Raw genomic sequence first — 18,162 nt, 5'->3', positions numbered from 1 at the left:
CGCCGGGGGTGCGGAGTGGCAGGGGGCCGCCGCTCCGCACCCGGCTGTCCGGGTGATGTCGTCGGTCAGGCGGACATGGGGCGTTGGACGCGCAGTGACTGCAGGAGTCCGACGGCGAGCCAGACGGCGAACATGGAGGAACCGCCGTAGGAGACGAACGGCAGGGGCAGGCCGGTGACGGGCATGATGCCGAGGGTCATGCCGATGTTCTCGAAGGTCTGGAAGGCGAACCAGGCGACGATGCCGGCGGCGATGATGGTGCCGTAGAGGTCGGTGGCGTCGCGGGCGATGCGGCAGGCGCGCCAGAGGATGATGCCGAGCAGGGCGATGATGAGGGCGCCGCCCACGAAGCCGAGTTCCTCACCGGCGACGGTGAAGACGAAGTCGGTCTGCTGCTCGGGCACGAACTGGCCGGTGGTCTGGGAGCCCTTGAAGAGGCCGGAGCCGGTCAGGCCGCCGGAGCCGATGGCGATGCGGGCCTGGTTGGTGTTGTAGCCGACGCCGGCCGGGTCGAGTTCGGGGTTGGCGAAGGCGGCGAACCGGTTGATCTGGTACTCGTCCAGGATGCCGAGCTGCCAGACGGTGACGGCGCCGATGGCTCCGGCGCCGAGCAGGCCGAAGACCCAGCGGTTGGAGGCCCCGGAGGCGAGCAGCACACCGAGCACGATGATGACCATGACCATGACCGACCCGAGGTCGGGCATGAGCATCACGATCAGCATCGGGACGACGGCGAGGCCGAGGGCCTGCAGGACGGTGCGGTGGTCGGGATGGGGTTTGTCCCCGGCGTCGACCCGGGCCGCGAGCAGCATGGCCATGCCGAGGATGATCGTCAGCTTGACGAACTCCGAGGGCTGCAGGGAGAAGCCGCCGGGCAGTTTGATCCAGGAGTGGGCGCCGTTGATGGTGGAGCCCAGGGGCGTGAGGACCAGCAGGATCAGGAAGACGGAGGCGCCGTAGAGGATGGGCACGGCGGTGCGCAGGGTGCGGTGCCCGAGCCAGATGGCGCCGATCATGAGGGCGAGTCCGATGCCGGTGTTCAGCCAGTGCCGGACCAGGAAGTAGTACGGGTCGCCCTGGTTGAGTTCGGTCCGGTTGCGGGTGGCCGAGTAGACCAGGAGGGAGCCGAGCAGTGACAGGGCGAGGGCCGAGAGCAGTATCGGCCAGTCGAGGCGCCGGGCCACGGAGTCGCGGGCGAAGATCCGGGTCCATCCGCCCCGCTCGGGTCCGTATCCGGAGACCTGGAAGCTGTTGACGCCGCCGGTCATGTCGCGGACCTCCGCTGTGCCTGGCCGCGCGGGCGCCGTGGTGCGGTGGCCCGGAACGGGGCGCCGCGGTGCCGGGGGCCGTCGGGTGTCCGTTGGTCACCGCCGCGGCCGTCACCACCGCCGCCGTGGCCGGGGCGGGCGGGGCCTCCTCCGCGTCCGCCGCGTCCGGTGCCGCGTCGGCCCGGGCCGCGCCGGCCGTCCCGGCGGCGGGTGTCGCGGTTGGCGGGTGGCGGCGTGTTGACGGTGGCGTCCTGCCCGCCGTCGTCGGGGGCCGTTGTGCCGTCCGGCGTGCCCTCGCCCTCCTGGGCGGCCTCGCGGGCGGCCTGGAGTTCCTTGACCGGGTCCTTGGCGATCTTCGGGGAGGCGATGGTGCCGTCCGTGCGGATGGCGGGCAGCTTCTTCTGCGGGCTGGGCAGCAGCGCCTTCTTCTTGTCGATCTCGCCGTCCTCGGAGATGCCGTACAGCGCGTTGTAGATGTTGCGGACGGCGGGGCCGGAGGCGCCGGAGCCCGTACCGCCCTGGGCGATCGTCATGACGATCGCGTAGTCCTCGGTGTAGGTGGCGAACCAGGAGGTGGTCTGCTTGCCGTAGACCTCGGCGGTACCGGTCTTGGCGTGCATGGGGATCTTGTCCTGCGGCCAGCCGCCGAAGCGCCAGGCGGCCGTACCGCGGGTGGCGACCCCCTCCAGTGCTTCGTCTATCCGCTTCAGGGTCGCCTTGGTCATCGGCAGCTTGCCCTGCGCCTCGGGCTTGATCTCCGTGATGGTCCTGCCGTCGGGGCTGATGACGGCCTTGCCGACGGTGGGGGTGTGCATGGTGCCGCCGTTGGACAGGGCGGCGTAGACGGAGGCCATCTGGATGGGGGTGACGAGGGTGTCGCCCTGGCCGATGGAGTAGTTGACGGAGTCACCGGCGCGCAGACGGTTGCCTTCGAGGCAGTTCTCGTAGGCGATCTGCTCGGCGTAGGAGCCGCCCTTCTTGCCGGTCTTGCACCAGGCGTCCTTGTTGGCCTTCCAGTAGTCGGCCTTCCACTGGCGGTCGGGAACGCGGCCGGTGACCTCGTTGGGCAGGTCGATGCCGGTCTCCTGGCCGAGGCCGAACTGGTGGGCGGTCTTGTAGAACCAGTCGTTGGCGTTCTTCTTCGGCTTGTTGCCGCCGTCGCGCTTCCACTCCTGGTGGGAGAGGCGGTAGAAGACGGTGTCGCAGGAGACCTCCAGGGCGCGGCCGAGGCTGATCCCGCCGAAGCTCTGGGACTCGAAGTTCTTGAAGACTTGGCCGCCGATGGAGTACGAGCTGGAGCACTCGTAGGGGCCGTCGAAGGAGTAGCCGGCGTTGATCGCGGCGGCCGTGGGGATGACCTTGAAGATGGAGCCGGGTGCGGACTGGCCCTGGATGGCGCGGTTGAGCAGCGGGTAGTTGCTGTTCTTGCCGGTGAGGCGCGCGTAGTCCTTGGAGGAGATGCCGCCGACCCAGGCGTTGGGGTCGTAGGTCGGGTTGGAGGCCATGGCGACGACGCGGCCGGTCTTGGCCTCCATGACGACGACGGCCCCGGAGTCGGCCTCGTAGTTGCGGTTGGTGTTGCGGTCGTGCTCCTTGCGGGCGGCCTTCATCGCCTCGTTCAGCTCGTACTCGGCGACGCGCTGCACCCGGGCGTCGATGCTGGTGACGAGGTTGGCGCCGGGCTCGGCGGGGTCGGACTCGGCCCGGCCGATGACGCGGCCCAGCTTGTCGACCTCGTAGCGGGTGACGCCGGCCTTGCCGCGCAGCTGCTTGTCGTACTGCCGTTCCAGGCCGGAGCGGCCGACCATGTCGGAGCGCAGGTAGGGCGAGTCGGTGTCCTGGGCCTTGGTGATCTCCTCGTCGGTGACGGGTGAGAGATAGCCGAGGACCTGGGCGGTGTTGGACTTGCCGGGGCTCGCGTAGCGGCGGACGGCCTGGGGTTCGGCGGTGATGCCGGGGAAGTCCTCGGCGCGCTCGCGGATCTGCAGGGCCTGCTTCGGGGTGGCCTCGTCGGTGATGGGGATGGGCTGGTAGGGCGAGCCGTTCCAGCAGGGCTGGGGGGTCTTGGCGTCGCACAGCCGGACCTTCTCCATGACCTCCTTGGGGGCCATGCCGAGGACGCCGGCCAGCTTGGTGAGGACCGCCTTGCCGTCGTCCTTCATCTTCATGAGGTCGGTGCGGGAGGCGGAGACGACCAGCCGGGTCTCGTTGTCGGCGAGGGCGACGCCGCGGGCGTCCAGGATGGAGCCGCGCACGGCGGGCTGGACGACCTGCTGGACGTGGTTGCCGGAGGCCTCCTTGGCGTACTCGGCGCCCTCACGGATCTGGAGGTACCACAGGCGCCCGCCGAGGGTGCCGAGGAGGGAGAGGACGAGGACCTGGATGACGACGAGCCGGATCTGGACGCGTGGGCTGCGGCCGGTCTCGGGGATGTTGGTCACGCGGGCTTCTCCCCCTCTCGCTGCGTGGACGTGGGTGCCGGTGCGGCCGGCGCGGACGCGGGTGACGTGCGGGTGTGGAACGCGTGTGTGCGGAACGTGTGCGTGCGTACGAGGGTGGAACGGCCGGCGTCCGGGCCGGGGTTCCACCGTGCTTCACCCGTGCGGGTGAACTTCGCCCTGTTCACAGGCGCTTGACCCCCTTGATGCGTCCCGCGCGGGCGACGCGCGCCCGGGCGGCCTTCACCCGCATGCCGCCGCCGCGCTGGTCGCCGATGCGCAGGCCGGTGCCGCCGGAGAGCCAGCCGGAGGCGATGTCGCCGCCGGACTTGGTGGAGGTGTTCTCGGCGAGCGGGTCGTTCTCGGCGCGTCTGGCCAGGGCCATGACGCCGGGGACGACGAACGGGGCGAGCAGCAGGTCGTACAGGGCGGCGGTGAACAGCAGGCTGCCGAGGCCGACGTGGCGGGCGGCGGTGTCGCCGACGAGGGCGCCGACCCCGGCGTAGAGCAGGGTGGAGCCGACGGCCGCGGCGACGACCACGACCATGGGGCCGGTGGCCGACTTGACCTGGCCGGTCTCGGGTTTGACCAGTCCTGCCAGGTAGCCGATGACGCACAGCACGAGGGCGTAGCGGCCGGCGGCGTGGTCGGCGGGCGGGGCGATGTCGGCGAGGAGTCCGGCGGCGAAGCCGACGAGGGCGCCGCCGACGTGGCCGTAGACCAGGGCCAGGCCGAGGACGGTGAGCAGCAGCAGGTCGGGGACGGCACCGGGCAGGTGGAGGCGGGCGAGGACGCTCACCTGGAGCACCAGGGCGACGACGATCAGTGCGCTGGAGAGCAGGATCCGGTTGACGCGCATGAGGTGACAGCTCCTACTGCTCTGGCTGGTACTGGCCGTCGGCCGGGGCGGACGGGGTGACCGTCACCGTCACGGTCGGCGTGGGGGTCGGCTCGGCCTTGCGGGGCAGCACCGTGTCGCGCGGGTCCCTCTCGGGGGCCTGGACGACGACGCCGACGATGTCCAGCTTGGTGAAGCCGACGAAGGGCGTGACGTAGACGGTGCGGGTCAGGTCGCCGCCGGAGGGGTCGACGCGGGAGACCACGCCGACCGGGACGCCGGGCACGAAGGGCTTGTCGGCCTGCGAGCCGAAGGTGACCAGGCGGTCGCCCTTCTTGATCTCGGCCTTGCCGTTCAGCAGTTCCACGCGCAGCGGGCGGTCGCCCTGCCCGGAGGCGAAGCCGAGTTCGTCGCTGGCCTCCATGCGGGTGCCGACGGTGAAGTCGGGGTCGCTGGCGAGGAGCACGGTCGCGGTGTTGGGGCCCACGGTGGTGACCCGCCCGACGAGGCCGTCGCCGTTGAGGACGGTCATGTCGCGTTCGATGCCGTCGTTGGCGCCGGCGTCGATGGTGACGGTCCAGGAGAAGCCCTGGGCCGCCCCTATGGCGATGACCTGGGCGCCCTTGATGCCGTACTGGCCCTGGCCGGCGACCTTGAGCAGCTTGTCGAGCTGCTTGAGGCGGCTGCGGTTGCGGTCGTCGCTGCCGAGTTCGGCCTTGAGGGCCGCGTTCTCCTGCTCCAGGCGGGCGAGCCGGTCGTGGCGCTCACCGGAGTCGCGGATCGCGGAGACCGCGTTGCCGATCGGATCGACCGCGCTGGAGACGCCGTTCTCGATCGGACCGAAGACCGTTGCCGCGGCCCCCCGGGCACCGTCGACCGGCGAGTCCTCCCCGCCGCGGATGTCCACCGTGATCAGTGCGAACGCGATGGCGATCAGCAGCACCAGGAGCAGCCGGCTCTCTCGTGTGTCCCTCACGTGCGGCGGCCGTGCCTTCCTCGTCGAGAACGGGTATGAGGTGTCGGTTGGTTCGGATGGGGCGATGGGGTGTGCGGGTGGTGCCGCCCCCGCCCGGGCGGCCGGCCCGGGGCGGGAGCTGATGCCTCTATATCAACGATCCGCCGTACGAGAGGAGATCGTCCCGTACGGCGGAATCGAAGAGTCGTGTCATCTGCGCGGCTGGGCGTCCAGCACCTGCTGCAGCGCCTCGAACTCCTCGACGCACTTGCCGGAGCCGAGGGCCACGCTGTCCAGGGGGTCCTCCGCGATGTGGATCGGCATGCCGGTCTCGCGGCGCAGCCGTTCGTCGAGGCCGCGCAGCAGGGCTCCGCCGCCGGTCAGAACGATTCCGCGGTCCATGATGTCGCCGGACAGCTCCGGCGGGCACTTGTCGAGGGTCGTCTTCACCGCGTCGACGATGGCGTTGACGGGCTCCTCGATCGCCTTGCGGACCTCGGCGGCGGAGATGACGACGGTCTTGGGCAGTCCGGAGACCAGGTCACGGCCACGGATCTCGGTGTGCTCGTCGGTGTCCAGGTCGTACGCCGAACCGATCGTGATCTTGATCTGTTCGGCCGTCCGCTCACCCAGCAGCAGCGAGTACTCCTTCTTGATGTGCTGGATGATCGCGTTGTCCAGCTCGTCGCCCGCGACGCGGATGGACTGGGCGGTGACGATGCCGCCGAGGGAGATGACCGCGACCTCCGTGGTGCCGCCGCCGATGTCCACCACCATGTTGCCCGTGGCCTCGTGGACCGGCAGGCCGGAGCCGATGGCCGCGGCCATGGGCTCCTCGATGATGTGCACCTGACGGGCGCCGGCCTGGGACGACGCCTCGATGACGGCGCGGCGCTCGACTCCCGTGATGCCCGAGGGCACACAGACGACGACCCGCGGACGAGCCAGATACCGCCGCTTGTGGATCTTCAGGATGAAGTAGCGGAGCATCCGCTCGGTGATCTCGAAGTCGGCGATGACGCCGTCCTTCAGCGGACGCACGGCGACGATGTTGCCCGGGGTGCGCCCGATCATCTTCTTCGCTTCGGCACCGACGGCGAGAATGCCGCCGGTGTTGGTGTTGATCGCCACGACGGACGGCTCGTTGAGTACGATCCCGCGACCCCTGACGTACACCAGCGTGTTGGCGGTCCCGAGGTCGACAGCCATGTCACGGCCGATGAACGACATTGAGTTCCCCATCAGGATTCGTCTGGCCTTCCCACGAGCTTTTGAGGGCTTTTCAGGTTGGCGAGGTGGGTGCGGTGACGCGATGGCTTCCATGGTAGACGCGCCTTCGCGAACACTGTGCGAGGGTCTTCGCCATTGTCATCAGATGGCGCCCCCCGCTGCTTGTGGAGACGGGCCATCGGGGGCATGCGTTCCCCCGAACGCCGCGCATATGCCAGAAATGGTCCGGGGGCAAATCCCCCAGACCATTCCACCGGCGGCCGATTCCGCCGCGATCGGGCGCGACGAGATCGTTACGCGCGGCCCGGGAAGAAGATCTTCACCTCGCGCTCGGCGGACTCCTCCGAGTCCGACGCGTGGATCAGGTTCTCCCGCACGATGACCCCGAAGTCGCCGCGGATCGAGCCGGGCGCGGCGGCGATCGGGTCGGTCGGACCGGCCAGTTGGCGCACGCCCTCGATGACCCGGTCACCCTCGACGATCAGGGCGACCACCGGACCGGACGCCATGAACTCCATCAGCGGCTCGTAGAAGGGCTTGCCGCGGTGCTCGCCGTAGTGCTGCTCCAGCGTCTCGTGGTCCAGGGTGCGCAGCTCCAGCGCGGTGATCCGCCAGCCGGCCTTGCGCTCGATGCGGCTGATGATCTCGCCGGTCAGGCCACGACGGACGGCGTCGGGCTTGAGGAGGACGAGGGTGCGCTGGGTCACGGCGGAGCTCCTTGCCAGTCAACGATGTGCGGGAACACGAGATTACCCGGCGTGTCGCGCCCCCGGTCACGCAGCGTCAGGCTGGTCCGCCTGCGCGGCGAACCGGGCCTTCGCCTCGTCCACCTTTCGCCCGTAATGCACCGAAGCCCACCACAGCGCCGCGAACACCGCGCCGAGGAAGAACATCGTCGGGACGACGAACCCGGAGGCGATCAGCGCGATCTGCAGGGCCCAGCCGAGGGCGACGCCGCCCGGCCGGGTGATCATGCCGCACAGCAGCACGCACAGGACCATGGCGACACCGCACACCGTCCACACCGTGCTCATGGACATGTCCGGGTCCTTCATGGCGACGAGTCCGGCGAAGCCGATGATGAAGACCTCGCCGATCAGCGTCGAGGCGCAGAGCGTACGCACGGGTTTCTCAGCCCTTCCCCAGGAGCAGTCGGGCCTCGCCGACCGTGATGACGGAACCGGTGACGAGCACACCGCCGCCGGCGAACTCGCCCTCCTCCTCGGCCAGCGTGATCGCCGACTCCAGCGCGTCCGGCAGCCGCGGCTCCACCTGGACGCGGTCCTCGCCGAACACCTCCACGGCGACCGCGGCCAGGGCGTCGGCGTCCATCGCGCGGTGGCTGGAGTTCTGGGTGACGACGACCTCGGCGAAGACCGGCTCGAACGCCTCCAGCAGCCCGCGCACGTTCTTGTCGCCGCTGGCACCGACGACGCCGATGAGCCGGGTGAACTGGAACGCCTCCCCCACCGCGGCGGCCGCAGCGCGCGCGCCCGCCGGGTTGTGGGCGGCGTCCAGCACCACGGTGGGCGAGCGGCGCACGACCTCCAGACGGCCGGGCGAGGCCACCGCGGCGAACGCCTTGCGCACGGTGTCGATGTCGAGCGGCTCGGCACGCTGGGCACCCACGCCGAAGAACGCCTCCACGGCGGCGAGCGCCACGGCCGCGTTGTGCGCCTGGTGGGCGCCGTGCAGCGGCAGGTACACCTCGGGGTACTCACCGCCCAGGCCGCGCAGCGTGAGCAGCTGGCCGCCGACCGCGATCTGCCGGGACACCACGCCGAACTCCAGGCCCTCGCGGGCCACGGTGGCGTCCTCCTCCACGGCCTTCTTCAGCAGCACCTGGGCCGCGTCCACCGGCTGCTGCGCCATGATCACCGTGGCGCCGGACTTGATGATCCCGGCCTTCTCACCGGCGATCTCGGCGGGCGTGCCGCCGAGGCGGTCGGTGTGGTCGAGGTCTATGGGCGTGACGACGGCGACGCTGCCGTCGATGACGTTGGTCGCGTCCCAGCTGCCGCCCATGCCGACCTCGACGACGGCGACGTCCACCGGCGCGTCGGCGAAGGCGGCGTACGCCATGCCGGTCAGCACCTCGAAGAAGGACAGCCGGTACTCCTGCCGGGCGTCGGTCATCTCGACGTAGGGCGCGATGTCCCGGTACGTCTCCACGAAGCGCTCGGCGGAGATCGGCGCCCCGTCGAGACTGATGCGCTCGGTGACCGACTGCACGTGGGGGGAGGTGTAGCGGCCGGTGCGCAGTTCGAAGGCGCCGAGCAGGGCCTCGATCATGCGGGCGGTGGAGGTCTTGCCGTTGGTGCCGGTGATGTGGATCGACGGGTAGGCGCGCTGCGGCTCGCCGAGCACGTCCATCAGCGCGGCGATCCGGGCGACCGACGGCTCCAGCTTGGTCTCGCCCCAGCGGGTCGCCAGTTCGGCCTCCACCTCGCGGAGCGCCTTGTCGACCTCCGGATCGGCCGGCCGCGCGGGCACGTCGGCCTCGGGCGGTCCGCCCTGGGTGCGCAGGGTGCGGCTGCCCGCCTCGATCACCGCGAGGTCGGGGTCGCGGCTGGTCTCGGCCTCGATGATCTCCTCGAAGGAGTCGAGGGGGTCGGGCTCGTCGGCGTCGCTGTTCGGGGGGAGGTCGCTCACGGGGGCCAGTCTACGGAAGGGCCGCCGGCGGACGCGGCGAAGGCTCCGGCGGACGTCGGCGGCGGCACGGGACGGGCCCCGGCGGGCGGACGAGGACGAGTCCGGCCGGGGACGGGAACGGGCCCGGCGCGTGTGCGCCGGGCCCGCGGGTGCCCTGCCGCAGGAGGAGCCGGGGAGGCCGCGGCACTCCCCCGGCCGGGTCAGCTCTCGGGCAGCTTCGCGAGCTGGTTGTCGATGCGGACGATGTCCTCCTCCGCCTTGGCGAGGCGGGTGCGGATCTTGTCCACGACGTGGTCGGGCGCCTTGGCGAGGAACGCCTCGTTGCCCAGCTTGGCCTGCGCCTGCTGCCGCTCCTTCTGCGCGGCGGCGAGGTCCTTGGCGAGCCGCTTGCGCTCGGCGGCGACGTCGATCGTGCCGGACAGGTCCAGCGCGACCTCGGCGCCGCCGACCGGCAGGGTCGCCGTGGCGGTGAAGGCGTCGCCCTCCGGCTGGAGCCGCAGCATCTGGCGGATGGCCGCCTCGTGCCGGGCCAGCGCGGTGCCGTCGAGGGTCAGCCGCGCCGGGACCCGCTGGCCGGGCTGCAGGCCCTGCTCGTGGCGGAAGCGGCGGACCTCGGTGACCACCGACTGGACCGTGGCGATCTCGCGCTCGGCGTCCGCGTCCCGGAAGCCGCTGTCGGTGGGCCAGTCCGCGATGACGACCGACTCGCCCCCGGTCAGCGTGGTCCACAGCGTCTCGGTGACGAAGGGGACGACCGGGTGCAGCAGCCGGAGCGTGACGTCGAGGACCTCGCCCAGGACCCGCTTGCTGACCTCGGCGGCCTCGCCGCCCGCCTGGAAGGTGGTCTTGGACAGCTCGACGTACCAGTCGAAGACCTCGTCCCAGGCGAAGTGGAACAGCGTGTCCGACAACTTGGCGAACTGGAAGTCCTCGTAGTACGCGTCGACTTCGGCGACGACCGTGTTCAGCCGGGACAGGATCCAGCGGTCCGTCGGCGCCATCGCCGAGGCGTCCGGCAGCGGGCCCTCGACGGTCGCGCCGTTCATCAGCGCGAACCGGGTCGCGTTCCAGATCTTGTTGGCGAAGTTGCGCGAGCCCTGGACCCAGTCCTCGCCGATCGGCACGTCGACGCCCGGGTTGGCGCCGCGCGCGAGCGTGAAGCGCAGGGCGTCCGAGCCGTACTTGTCCATCCAGTCGAGCGGGTTGACCGCGTTGCCGAAGGACTTCGACATCTTCTTGCCGAACTGGTCGCGGACCATGCCGTGCAGGGCGATGGTGTGGAACGGCGGGGTGCCGTCCATCGCGTACAGGCCGAACATCATCATCCGGGCGACCCAGAAGAAGAGGATGTCGTAGCCGGTGACCAGGACGGAGTTCGGGTAGAACTTCGCGAGCGACTCGGTCTGTTCGGGCCAGCCGAGGGTGGAGAACGGCCACAGGCCGGAGGAGAACCAGGTGTCGAGGACGTCGGTGTCCTGGTGCCAGCCCTCGCCGGTGGGCGCCTCGTCGTCGGGTCCGACGCAGACGACCTCGCCGTTCGGCCCGTACCAGACCGGGATGCGGTGGCCCCACCACAGCTGGCGCGAGATGCACCAGTCGTGCAGGTTGTCGACCCAGTCGAAGTACCGCTTCTCCATCTCCTGCGGGTGGATCTTCACCCGGCCGTCACGGACGGCGTCCCCGGCCGCCTTGGCGAGCGGGCCGACCTTGACCCACCACTGCATGGACAGCCGCGGCTCGATGGTGGTCCTGCAGCGCGAGCAGTGGCCGACCGAGTGCGAGTAGGGACGCTTCTCGGCGACGATCCGGCCCTCGGCACGCAGCGCGGCGACGATGGCGGAACGGGCCTCCAGCCGGTCCTGGCCCTGGAAGGGGCCGTGCACGGTGATGACCGCGTGCTCGTCCATGACGGTGATGGCGGGCAGGCCGTGCCGCTGGCCGATCTCGAAGTCGTTCGGGTCGTGGGCGGGCGTCACCTTGACGGCGCCGGTGCCGAACTCGGGGTCGACGTGCTCGTCCGCGACGACCGGGATCGAGCGGTCGGTCAGCGGCAGCTTGATCAGCTTGCCGACCAGGTGCCGGTAGCGCTCGTCGTCGGGGTGGACGGCGACGGCCGTGTCGCCGAGCATCGTCTCCGCGCGGGTGGTGGCGACGACGATGGTGTCGTCGCCCTCGCCGTACTTCATGGAGACGAGCTCGCCGTCGTCGTCCTGGTAGTTGACCTCGATGTCGGAGATCGCGGTCAGGCAGCGCGGGCACCAGTTGATGATCCGCTCGGCGCGGTAGATCAGCTCGTCGTCGTAGAGCCGCTTGAAGATGGTCTGGACGGCCTTCGACAGGCCCTCGTCCATGGTGAAGCGCTCGCGCGACCAGGCGACGCCGTCGCCGAGGCGGCGCATCTGGCCGGAGATCTGCCCGCCGGACTCGGCCTTCCACTGCCAGACCCGCTCGACGAACGCCTCACGGCCGAGGTCGTGCCGGGACTTGCCCTCCTTGGCCAGCTCCCGCTCGACGACGTTCTGCGTGGCGATGCCGGCGTGGTCCATGCCCGGCTGCCACAGCGTCTCGTGGCCCTGCATGCGCTTGCGGCGGGTCAGGGCGTCGATGAGCGTGTGCTCGAAGGCGTGCCCGAGGTGCAGGCTGCCGGTGACGTTGGGCGGGGGGATGACGACGGTGTACGGAGGCTTCTCGCTCTTGGCGTCGGCCTCGAAGTACCCCCGCTCTACCCAGCGCTCGTACAGCGGCCCCTCTACGTCGGCCGGCGCGTACTGGGTCGGCAGTTCGGTGGTGGGCGCTGATGCTGGCTGCTGAGTGTTCTCGGTCACGGGCATGAGTTTACGGGTGTCACGGCCCAGTCCCGAAACGCGATTCCTTTGTAACGGTGCGCCCCCCGCCGGTCTGAAGGGTTTCCTCCTGAGCCAGGATGTGAGCGACACGTAAGCATCTGGAGGGGAACCCAGAAGATGAGCTACAACCAGCCGGGCCCGTACGGCGGGCAGCCCCAGCAGCCCGGTCCGTACGGTCAGCCGGGTCCCTACGGCCAGCAGCCGCAGGCTCCCCAGCCCGGCTACGGCTACCCCCAGCAGGCGCCCCAGCCGGGCTACGGCTACCCGCAGCAGCCCGGCCAGCCCGGTGTCCCGCCCCACCAGCCCCCGTACGGCCAGCAGCCTCCCTACGGCCAGGCGCCGTACGGCATGCCGCCCCAGCCGCCCGCGGCGGGCGGGGGCGGCAAGAAGGCCGGCATCATCATCGGCGCGGTCGCGGTCGTCGCCGCGATCGGTGTGGGTGCCTACTTCGTCATAGGCGGGGGCGGCGGCGCGGGCGGCGGGCTGGAGGACGACGGGCCGCACAAGCTCACGACGCCGAAGACGGTGCTCAGCGAGTACCAGCGCTTCGGCGAGGGCACCGAGAACAGCGACTCGGACATGGTCGACGACATGGCCAAGAGCGGCGTCAAGGAAGGCACCGCCGTCATCGGGCAGTGGTCGACCGCCGACTTCGGCGACTACGACCCGTCGGACCCGAGCACCGCCGGCGACTTCCCGAGCACGGCCGAGCTGCTGACCGCCAAGGGCGTCACCATGGCGGGCGGTTACGGGAAGATCGATGACCCGCAGCAGGTGCTGGACCGTTTCTTCGCCAACATCCAGAAGCAGGTCAAGGACAACGCCAAGGGCTCGCCGGGCGGCATGCAGAACGTCGAGCTGATCGGCGACCCCGAGGAGATCGAGATCGACGGCGCGGTCGCCAAGTGCCAGTCCACCAGGGCCGACAACGCGCTCACCAAGAAGAAGTCGACCGACTGGTTCTGCGCGTGGGCCGACTACAGCACCGTCGCGATGGTCTCGCCGGGCGACAACGCCGGCACGGGCGTCGACAAGGACACCGCGGTGGACATCACCACCCAGCTGCGCGCGGAGGTCCGCGAGAAGGCGTGAGCACGCGCCGGACGTGAGAGGGGCCCCGGTCGACGACCGGGGCCCCTCCCATGTGTACCGCGGCTCGGCGCGCCCGCGCCCGGCCGCTACGCCGTCTTCTGCTCCCCCGGCCCGCGGCCCCGCGCGTCACGCGGGATGAGGGTGGGGTTGACGTTGGAGAGGACCACGTCGGCCGTGATGACGACCCGGGCGACGTCCTTGCGGGACGGCACCTCGTACATCACGCCCTGGAGGACCTCCTCCATGATGGCGCGCAGGCCGCGCGCGCCGGTCTGCCGCAGGATGGCCTGGTCGGCGATGGCCTCCAGCGCCTCGCGCTCGAAGTCGAGCTCCACGCCGTCGAGTTCGAACAGCCGCTGGTACTGCTTCACGAGCGCGTTGCGCGGCTCGACGAGGATCTGGAGCAGGGCCTCGCGGTCGAGGTTGTGGACGCTGGTGATGACCGGGAGCCGGCCGATGAACTCGGGGATCATGCCGAACTTGACCAGGTCCTCCGGCATGACCTGCTCGAACTGGTCCTTGCTCTCCAGCTCCCGCTTGGAGCGGATGGTCGCGCCGAAGCCGATGCCCTTGGCGCCCGCCCGGCCCTCGATGATCTTCTCCAGGCCCGCGAAGGCACCGCCCACGATGAACAGCACGTTCGTCGTGTCGATCTGGATGAACTCCTGGTGCGGGTGCTTGCGCCCGCCCTGCGGCGGGACGGAGGCCGTGGTGCCCTCCAGGATCTTCAGCAGGGCCTGCTGGACGCCCTCGCCGGAGACGTCGCGCGTGATGGACGGGTTCTCACTCTTCCGCGCGACCTTGTCGATCTCGTCGATGTAGATGATCCCGGTCTCGGCCTTCTTGACGTCGTAGTCGGCCGCCTGGATCAGCTTCAGCAGGATGTTCTCGACGTCCTCGCCCACGTACCCGGCCTCGGTGAGCGCCGTGGCGTCGGCGATCGCGAAGGGGACGTTCAGCATGCGGGCGAGCGTCTGCGCCAGCAGGGTCTTGCCGGAGCCCGTGGGGCCCAGCAGGAGGATGTTGGACTTCGCCAGCTCGATGGCGTCCTCGCGGCCCTGCGCGCCGCCGTTCTCACCGGCCTGGACCCGCTTGTAGTGGTTGTACACCGCGACGGAGAGGGCCTTCTTGGCCGCCTCCTGGCCGACCACGTACCCCTCGAGGAACTCGTAGATCTCGCGGGGCTTGGGGAGCTCCTCCCAGCGGACCTCGCTGGTCTCGGCCAGCTCCTCCTCGATGATCTCGTTGCAGAGATCGATGCACTCGTCGCAGATGTACACACCGGGCCCTGCGATGAGCTTCTTGACCTGCTTCTGGCTCTTGCCGCAGAACGAGCACTTGAGCAGATCGCCGCCGTCACCGATGCGTGCCACGGTGTGCTTCCCCTTCGCCTGGGAGACGACTGGACGTCAACGTCCAGCGGCTCCTGGTGCTGCCTTATGTCCGACGGTACCTTGCCGGGCCCCTCGTCCGGGCCCCCCTTGGCACGGTTCGCTGTGACGTGGACCGGGTCAAACCGTGCCAAGGGGCGGCAGATGTCACGCCCCGCCCGCGTCAGCGCAGGCTGGAGTTGTCCAACTTGCGGGTGGTGATGATCTGGTCGATCAGGCCGTACTCCAGCGCGTCCTCGGCGGTGAGGATCTTGTCGCGCTCGATGTCCTCGCGGATCTTCTCCAACGGGCGGGTGGAGTGCTTGGCCAGCATCTCCTCCAGCTGGGTCCGCATCCGCAGGATCTCGTTGGCGGCGATCTCCAGGTCGGAGACCTGGCCGCGGCCGGTCTCACTGTAGGGCTGGTGGATCAGCACGCGGGCGTTCGGCAGGGCCATGCGCTTGCCGGGCGTGCCGGCGGCGAGCAGGACGGCGGCGGCGGAGGCGGCCTGGCCCATGCACACCGTCTGGATGTCCGGCTTCACGTACTGCATGGTGTCGTAGATCGCCGTCAGCGCGGTGAACGAGCCGCCGGGGCTGTTGATGTAGACCGAGATGTCACGGTCGGGGTCCATCGACTCCAGGCACAGCAGCTGCGCCATGACGTCGTTGGCGGAGGCGTCGTCGATCTGGACGCCGAGGAAGATGACCCGCTCCTCGAAGAGCTTCGCGTACGGGTCGTACTCGCGGATGCCCTGCGAGGTGCGCTCGACGAAGCGCGGGATGACGTAGCGGGACTCGGCCTGCGGGCCGGTGTACCGGGCCTGGGAGGCGCTCATGTCCTGGGCGGACATGCGGTCGTACAGGCCGCGGCCGGGGAAGTCGTTCACGGTTTCTCCTGAAAGGGGCTGAGGCGGTCGGCTGGGGCTCTGGGGGGCTGCACCGGGTCGCCGGCGGGCGGAGCCGGTGGGGCCCACGGGGCGGGCGGGCCCCGTGGGGCCGGTCAGGCCCCGGTGCCGCCGCCGCCCGGCATACCGGCGGCCGTGGCGATCACGTCGTCGATGAGGCCGTACTCCTTGGCCTCGAAGGCGTCGAACCAGCGGTCACGGTCGGAGTCGCGGGTGATCTGCTCGACCGTCTGACCGGTGTGCTGGGCCGTGAGCTCGGCCATGCGCTTCTTGGTGTGCAGCAGCCGCTCGGCGTGGATCTTGATGTCCGAGGCCGAACCGGCGAGACCGGCGGAGGGCTGGTGGATCAGGATCTCGGCGTTCGGCAGTGCGAAGCGCTTGCCGGGGGTGCCGGCGCTCAGCAGGAACTGACCCATGGAGGCCGCCAGGCCCATGGCGATCGTCACCACGTCGTTCTTGATGTACTGCATGGTGTCGTAGATCGCCATGCCGGCCGTGATCGAGCCGCCGGGGCTGTTGATGTACAGGTAGATGTCCTTGTCCGGGTCGGAGGCAAGGAGCAGCAGCTGTGCGGTGATCTTGTTGGCGATGTCGTCGTCGACCGGCTGGCCGAGGAAGATGATCCGCTCGCCCAGCAGCCGGTTGTAGACCTGGTCGCCGAGGCCACCACCGATGGAAGGCTCTCCGGCGGCTGAGGGCATCAGATTCGTCACGTATCCACCTGCTCGTCTTACGACGGCGCCGGGCCGTCTCACGTTTCCCTGCGGGGCTGGGGCCGTTTCGGTGACTCACCTGCCCTGGTATTCAAGGACCCTAACGCGGTGGCCTCGCCGGGGAATCCCGGTAACGGGAGTGTTCGCCGGGGGCGTACTTCTCACGGGCCGGCCAGGCCACGGGCGGCGCGGTGCGGGGAGCCGGGCACGGGGGCCGGGCAGGGAGCCGGGCACGGGCAGGGCGCACCGGCGGGGCCGGGGGCGGTGGGGGCATGCGGCCCGGCCGGCGGCCGGGCGTCCCCGTCCGGGGAGACGGACGGACGGGCCCCGGGCACACAGGGTGCCCGGGGCCCGTCCGTCACTCACGAGGGTGCCGTACGGCTCAGCCCTCGGACTTCTTCTCCTCGGCGGACTCCGTCGCCTCGGCGGACTCGACGGCCTCGGCAGCCTCGCCGGCCTCCGCGGTCTCGTCCTCCTCGTCGTCCAGGTCGATGACCTCGCCGTTGGTGTCCTTGACCGTGGCCTTCTCGACCACGACGGCCAGGGCCTTGCCGCGGGCGACCTCGCCGACCAGGAGCGGGACCTGACCGCCCTCGACGACCGCCTGCGCGAACTGGTCCGGGGACATGCCGGAGGAGGCGGCGCGCCGCATGAGGTGCTCGGTGAGCTCCTCCTGGTTGACGTTCAGCTTCTCCTGCTTGACGAGCTCGTCCAGCACGAACTGGGTCTTGATGCCCTTGATCGCGGCTTCGCGGGTCTCGTTCTCGAACTCCTCCTCCGTCTTGCCCTGGATCTCCAGGTACTTCGGGAGGTCGAGGCCCATCTGGCCGAGCTGGTGGTGCTCGAGGTTGTGCTTGCGGGTGTTGATCTCGTCCTCGAGCAGCTTCTCGGGGACGGGCACCTCGACGAGCTCGAGCAGCTTCTCCAGGACGCGCTCCTGGGCCTGCGTGGCCTGGTCGAACTGCTTCATGTTCTCCAGGCGCTTGCGGCTGTCCGCGCGCATCTCCTCGAGCGTGTCGAACTCGGAGGCGAGCTGCGCGAACTCGTCGTCCAGCTCGGGCAGTTCACGCTCGGCGACCTGGGTGACCTTCACGGTGACCTCGGCCTCCTTGCCGGCCGCGGAGCCGCCCTTCAGCTCGGAGGTGAAGGTGGCCTCCTCGCCCGCGGACAGGCCCTTCACGGCGTCGTCGATGCCGTCCAGCAGTTCACCGGAGCCGATGGTGTAGGAGACGCCGTCGGCGACGCCGTCCTCCAGCACCTCGCCGTCGACCTTGGCCTTCAGGTCGATGGTGACGACGTCGCCGTCACCGGCGGCGCGCTCCACCGGGGTGGTGGAGGCGAAGCGCTCGCGCAGCTGCTCGACCGACTTGTCGACGTCCTCCTCGGTGACCTCGACGGCGTCGACCTCGACCTCGATGCCGGAGTAGTCCGGGATCTCGATGGCGGGACGGATGTCGACCTCGGCGGTGAAGTTCAGCGTCTCGCCGTCCTTCAGCTCCGTGATGTCGACCTCGGGCTGGCCCAGCGGGTTCAGCTCGGCCTCGTTGACCGCGTCGGTGTAGAACTTCGGGAGGGCGTCGTTGACGGCCTCCTCCAGGACGGCACCGCGGCCGAACCGCTGGTCGATGACCCGGGCCGGGACCTTGCCCTTGCGGAAGCCCTTCACCGTGACCTGCTGGTTGATCTTCTTGTACGCCGCGTCGAGGCTGTCCTTGAGCTCCTCGAAGGGCACCTCGACAGTGAGCCGAACCCGGGTCGGGTTCAGGGTCTCCACGGCGCTCTTCACGGTTCGGTCTCCTTGTGGCTGACTTCTTGGTTTCCGCCGGTACCAGAACGGCACGGCCGATGCGTCG

Annotated in this window: 14 protein-coding genes; 1 reads left to right on the top strand and 13 read right to left on the bottom strand. The window is 70.1% G+C overall.

The window, feature by feature from the left end:
* Positions 1-65: 65 nt before the first annotated feature.
* From rodA to ACSU53_RS20800, 9 genes are all read right to left on the bottom strand, one after another.
* Positions 66-1,268 carry a rod shape-determining protein RodA gene (gene rodA, locus ACSU53_RS20840; RefSeq protein WP_437029870.1) on the bottom strand — a complete coding sequence of 401 codons (1,203 nt, stop codon included), beginning with the start codon at positions 1,266-1,268 and terminating at the stop codon, positions 66-68.
* Positions 1,265-3,709: a penicillin-binding protein 2 gene (gene mrdA, locus ACSU53_RS20835; RefSeq protein ID WP_437029868.1), complete on the bottom strand. Its 2,445-nt coding sequence runs from the start codon at positions 3,707-3,709 to the stop codon at positions 1,265-1,267. The genes rodA and mrdA overlap by 4 nt, the downstream gene beginning before the upstream one ends.
* A 181-nt stretch (positions 3,710-3,890) precedes the next feature.
* Complete coding sequence (gene mreD / locus ACSU53_RS20830; RefSeq protein WP_437029867.1) at positions 3,891-4,565, bottom strand: rod shape-determining protein MreD; 675 nt, start codon at positions 4,563-4,565, stop codon at positions 3,891-3,893.
* Positions 4,566-4,578: 13 nt separating this feature from the next.
* Positions 4,579-5,520: a rod shape-determining protein MreC gene (gene mreC / locus ACSU53_RS20825; protein ID WP_437029865.1), complete on the bottom strand. Its 942-nt coding sequence runs from the start codon at positions 5,518-5,520 to the stop codon at positions 4,579-4,581.
* Positions 5,521-5,709: 189 nt separating this feature from the next.
* A complete protein-coding gene (locus ACSU53_RS20820) occupies positions 5,710-6,729 on the bottom strand; it encodes a rod shape-determining protein (protein WP_006133575.1) in 1,020 nt (339 codons plus the stop codon).
* Between the two features lie 293 nt (positions 6,730-7,022).
* Complete coding sequence (ndk, locus tag ACSU53_RS20815) at positions 7,023-7,436, bottom strand: nucleoside-diphosphate kinase (protein ID WP_437029863.1); 414 nt, start codon at positions 7,434-7,436, stop codon at positions 7,023-7,025.
* A 66-nt stretch (positions 7,437-7,502) separates the two neighbouring features.
* Positions 7,503-7,853: a DUF4233 domain-containing protein gene (locus ACSU53_RS20810; RefSeq protein WP_437029862.1), complete on the bottom strand. Its 351-nt coding sequence runs from the start codon at positions 7,851-7,853 to the stop codon at positions 7,503-7,505.
* Positions 7,854-7,860: 7 nt separating this feature from the next.
* The gene (gene folC / locus ACSU53_RS20805; RefSeq protein WP_437029860.1) at positions 7,861-9,381 is read right to left on the bottom strand and encodes a bifunctional tetrahydrofolate synthase/dihydrofolate synthase; all 1,521 of its coding nucleotides are present in this window, start codon (positions 9,379-9,381) and stop codon (positions 7,861-7,863) included.
* Positions 9,382-9,581: 200 nt separating this feature from the next.
* Positions 9,582-12,206: a valine--tRNA ligase gene (locus ACSU53_RS20800; RefSeq protein WP_437029858.1), complete on the bottom strand. Its 2,625-nt coding sequence runs from the start codon at positions 12,204-12,206 to the stop codon at positions 9,582-9,584.
* Positions 12,207-12,344: 138 nt separating this feature from the next.
* On the opposite strand from ACSU53_RS20800, the gene ACSU53_RS20795 reads away from it, so the two are divergent.
* Positions 12,345-13,319, top strand: a complete 975-nt coding sequence (locus ACSU53_RS20795) for a hypothetical protein (protein WP_437029856.1) — start codon at positions 12,345-12,347, stop codon at positions 13,317-13,319.
* Positions 13,320-13,405: 86 nt separating this feature from the next.
* Here the strand turns inward: ACSU53_RS20795 and clpX are convergent, their stop codons facing one another.
* The 4 genes from clpX to tig form a co-directional block, all read right to left on the bottom strand.
* Positions 13,406-14,692 (bottom strand): ATP-dependent Clp protease ATP-binding subunit ClpX, encoded by a 1,287-nt coding sequence (clpX, locus tag ACSU53_RS20790; RefSeq protein WP_164336149.1) that lies wholly within the window; start codon positions 14,690-14,692, stop codon positions 13,406-13,408.
* A 181-nt stretch (positions 14,693-14,873) separates the two neighbouring features.
* Positions 14,874-15,578: an ATP-dependent Clp protease proteolytic subunit gene (locus ACSU53_RS20785; RefSeq protein ID WP_362089750.1), complete on the bottom strand. Its 705-nt coding sequence runs from the start codon at positions 15,576-15,578 to the stop codon at positions 14,874-14,876.
* A gap of 113 nt (positions 15,579-15,691) precedes the next feature.
* Positions 15,692-16,297, bottom strand: coding sequence for an ATP-dependent Clp protease proteolytic subunit (locus ACSU53_RS20780; protein ID WP_030858107.1), 606 nt, complete (start codon positions 16,295-16,297; stop codon positions 15,692-15,694).
* Positions 16,298-16,691: 394 nt separating this feature from the next.
* Entirely contained in the window at positions 16,692-18,095 is a 1,404-nt protein-coding gene (gene tig / locus ACSU53_RS20775) for a trigger factor (RefSeq protein ID WP_437029854.1), read from the bottom strand.
* Positions 18,096-18,162 lie beyond the last annotated feature (67 nt).

This window comes from Streptomyces sp. enrichment culture (assembly GCF_964273255.1).
In the GTDB taxonomy this organism is placed as follows: domain Bacteria; phylum Actinomycetota; class Actinomycetes; order Streptomycetales; family Streptomycetaceae; genus Streptomyces.
This window is presented reverse-complemented; position numbering and strand designations above follow the sequence as displayed.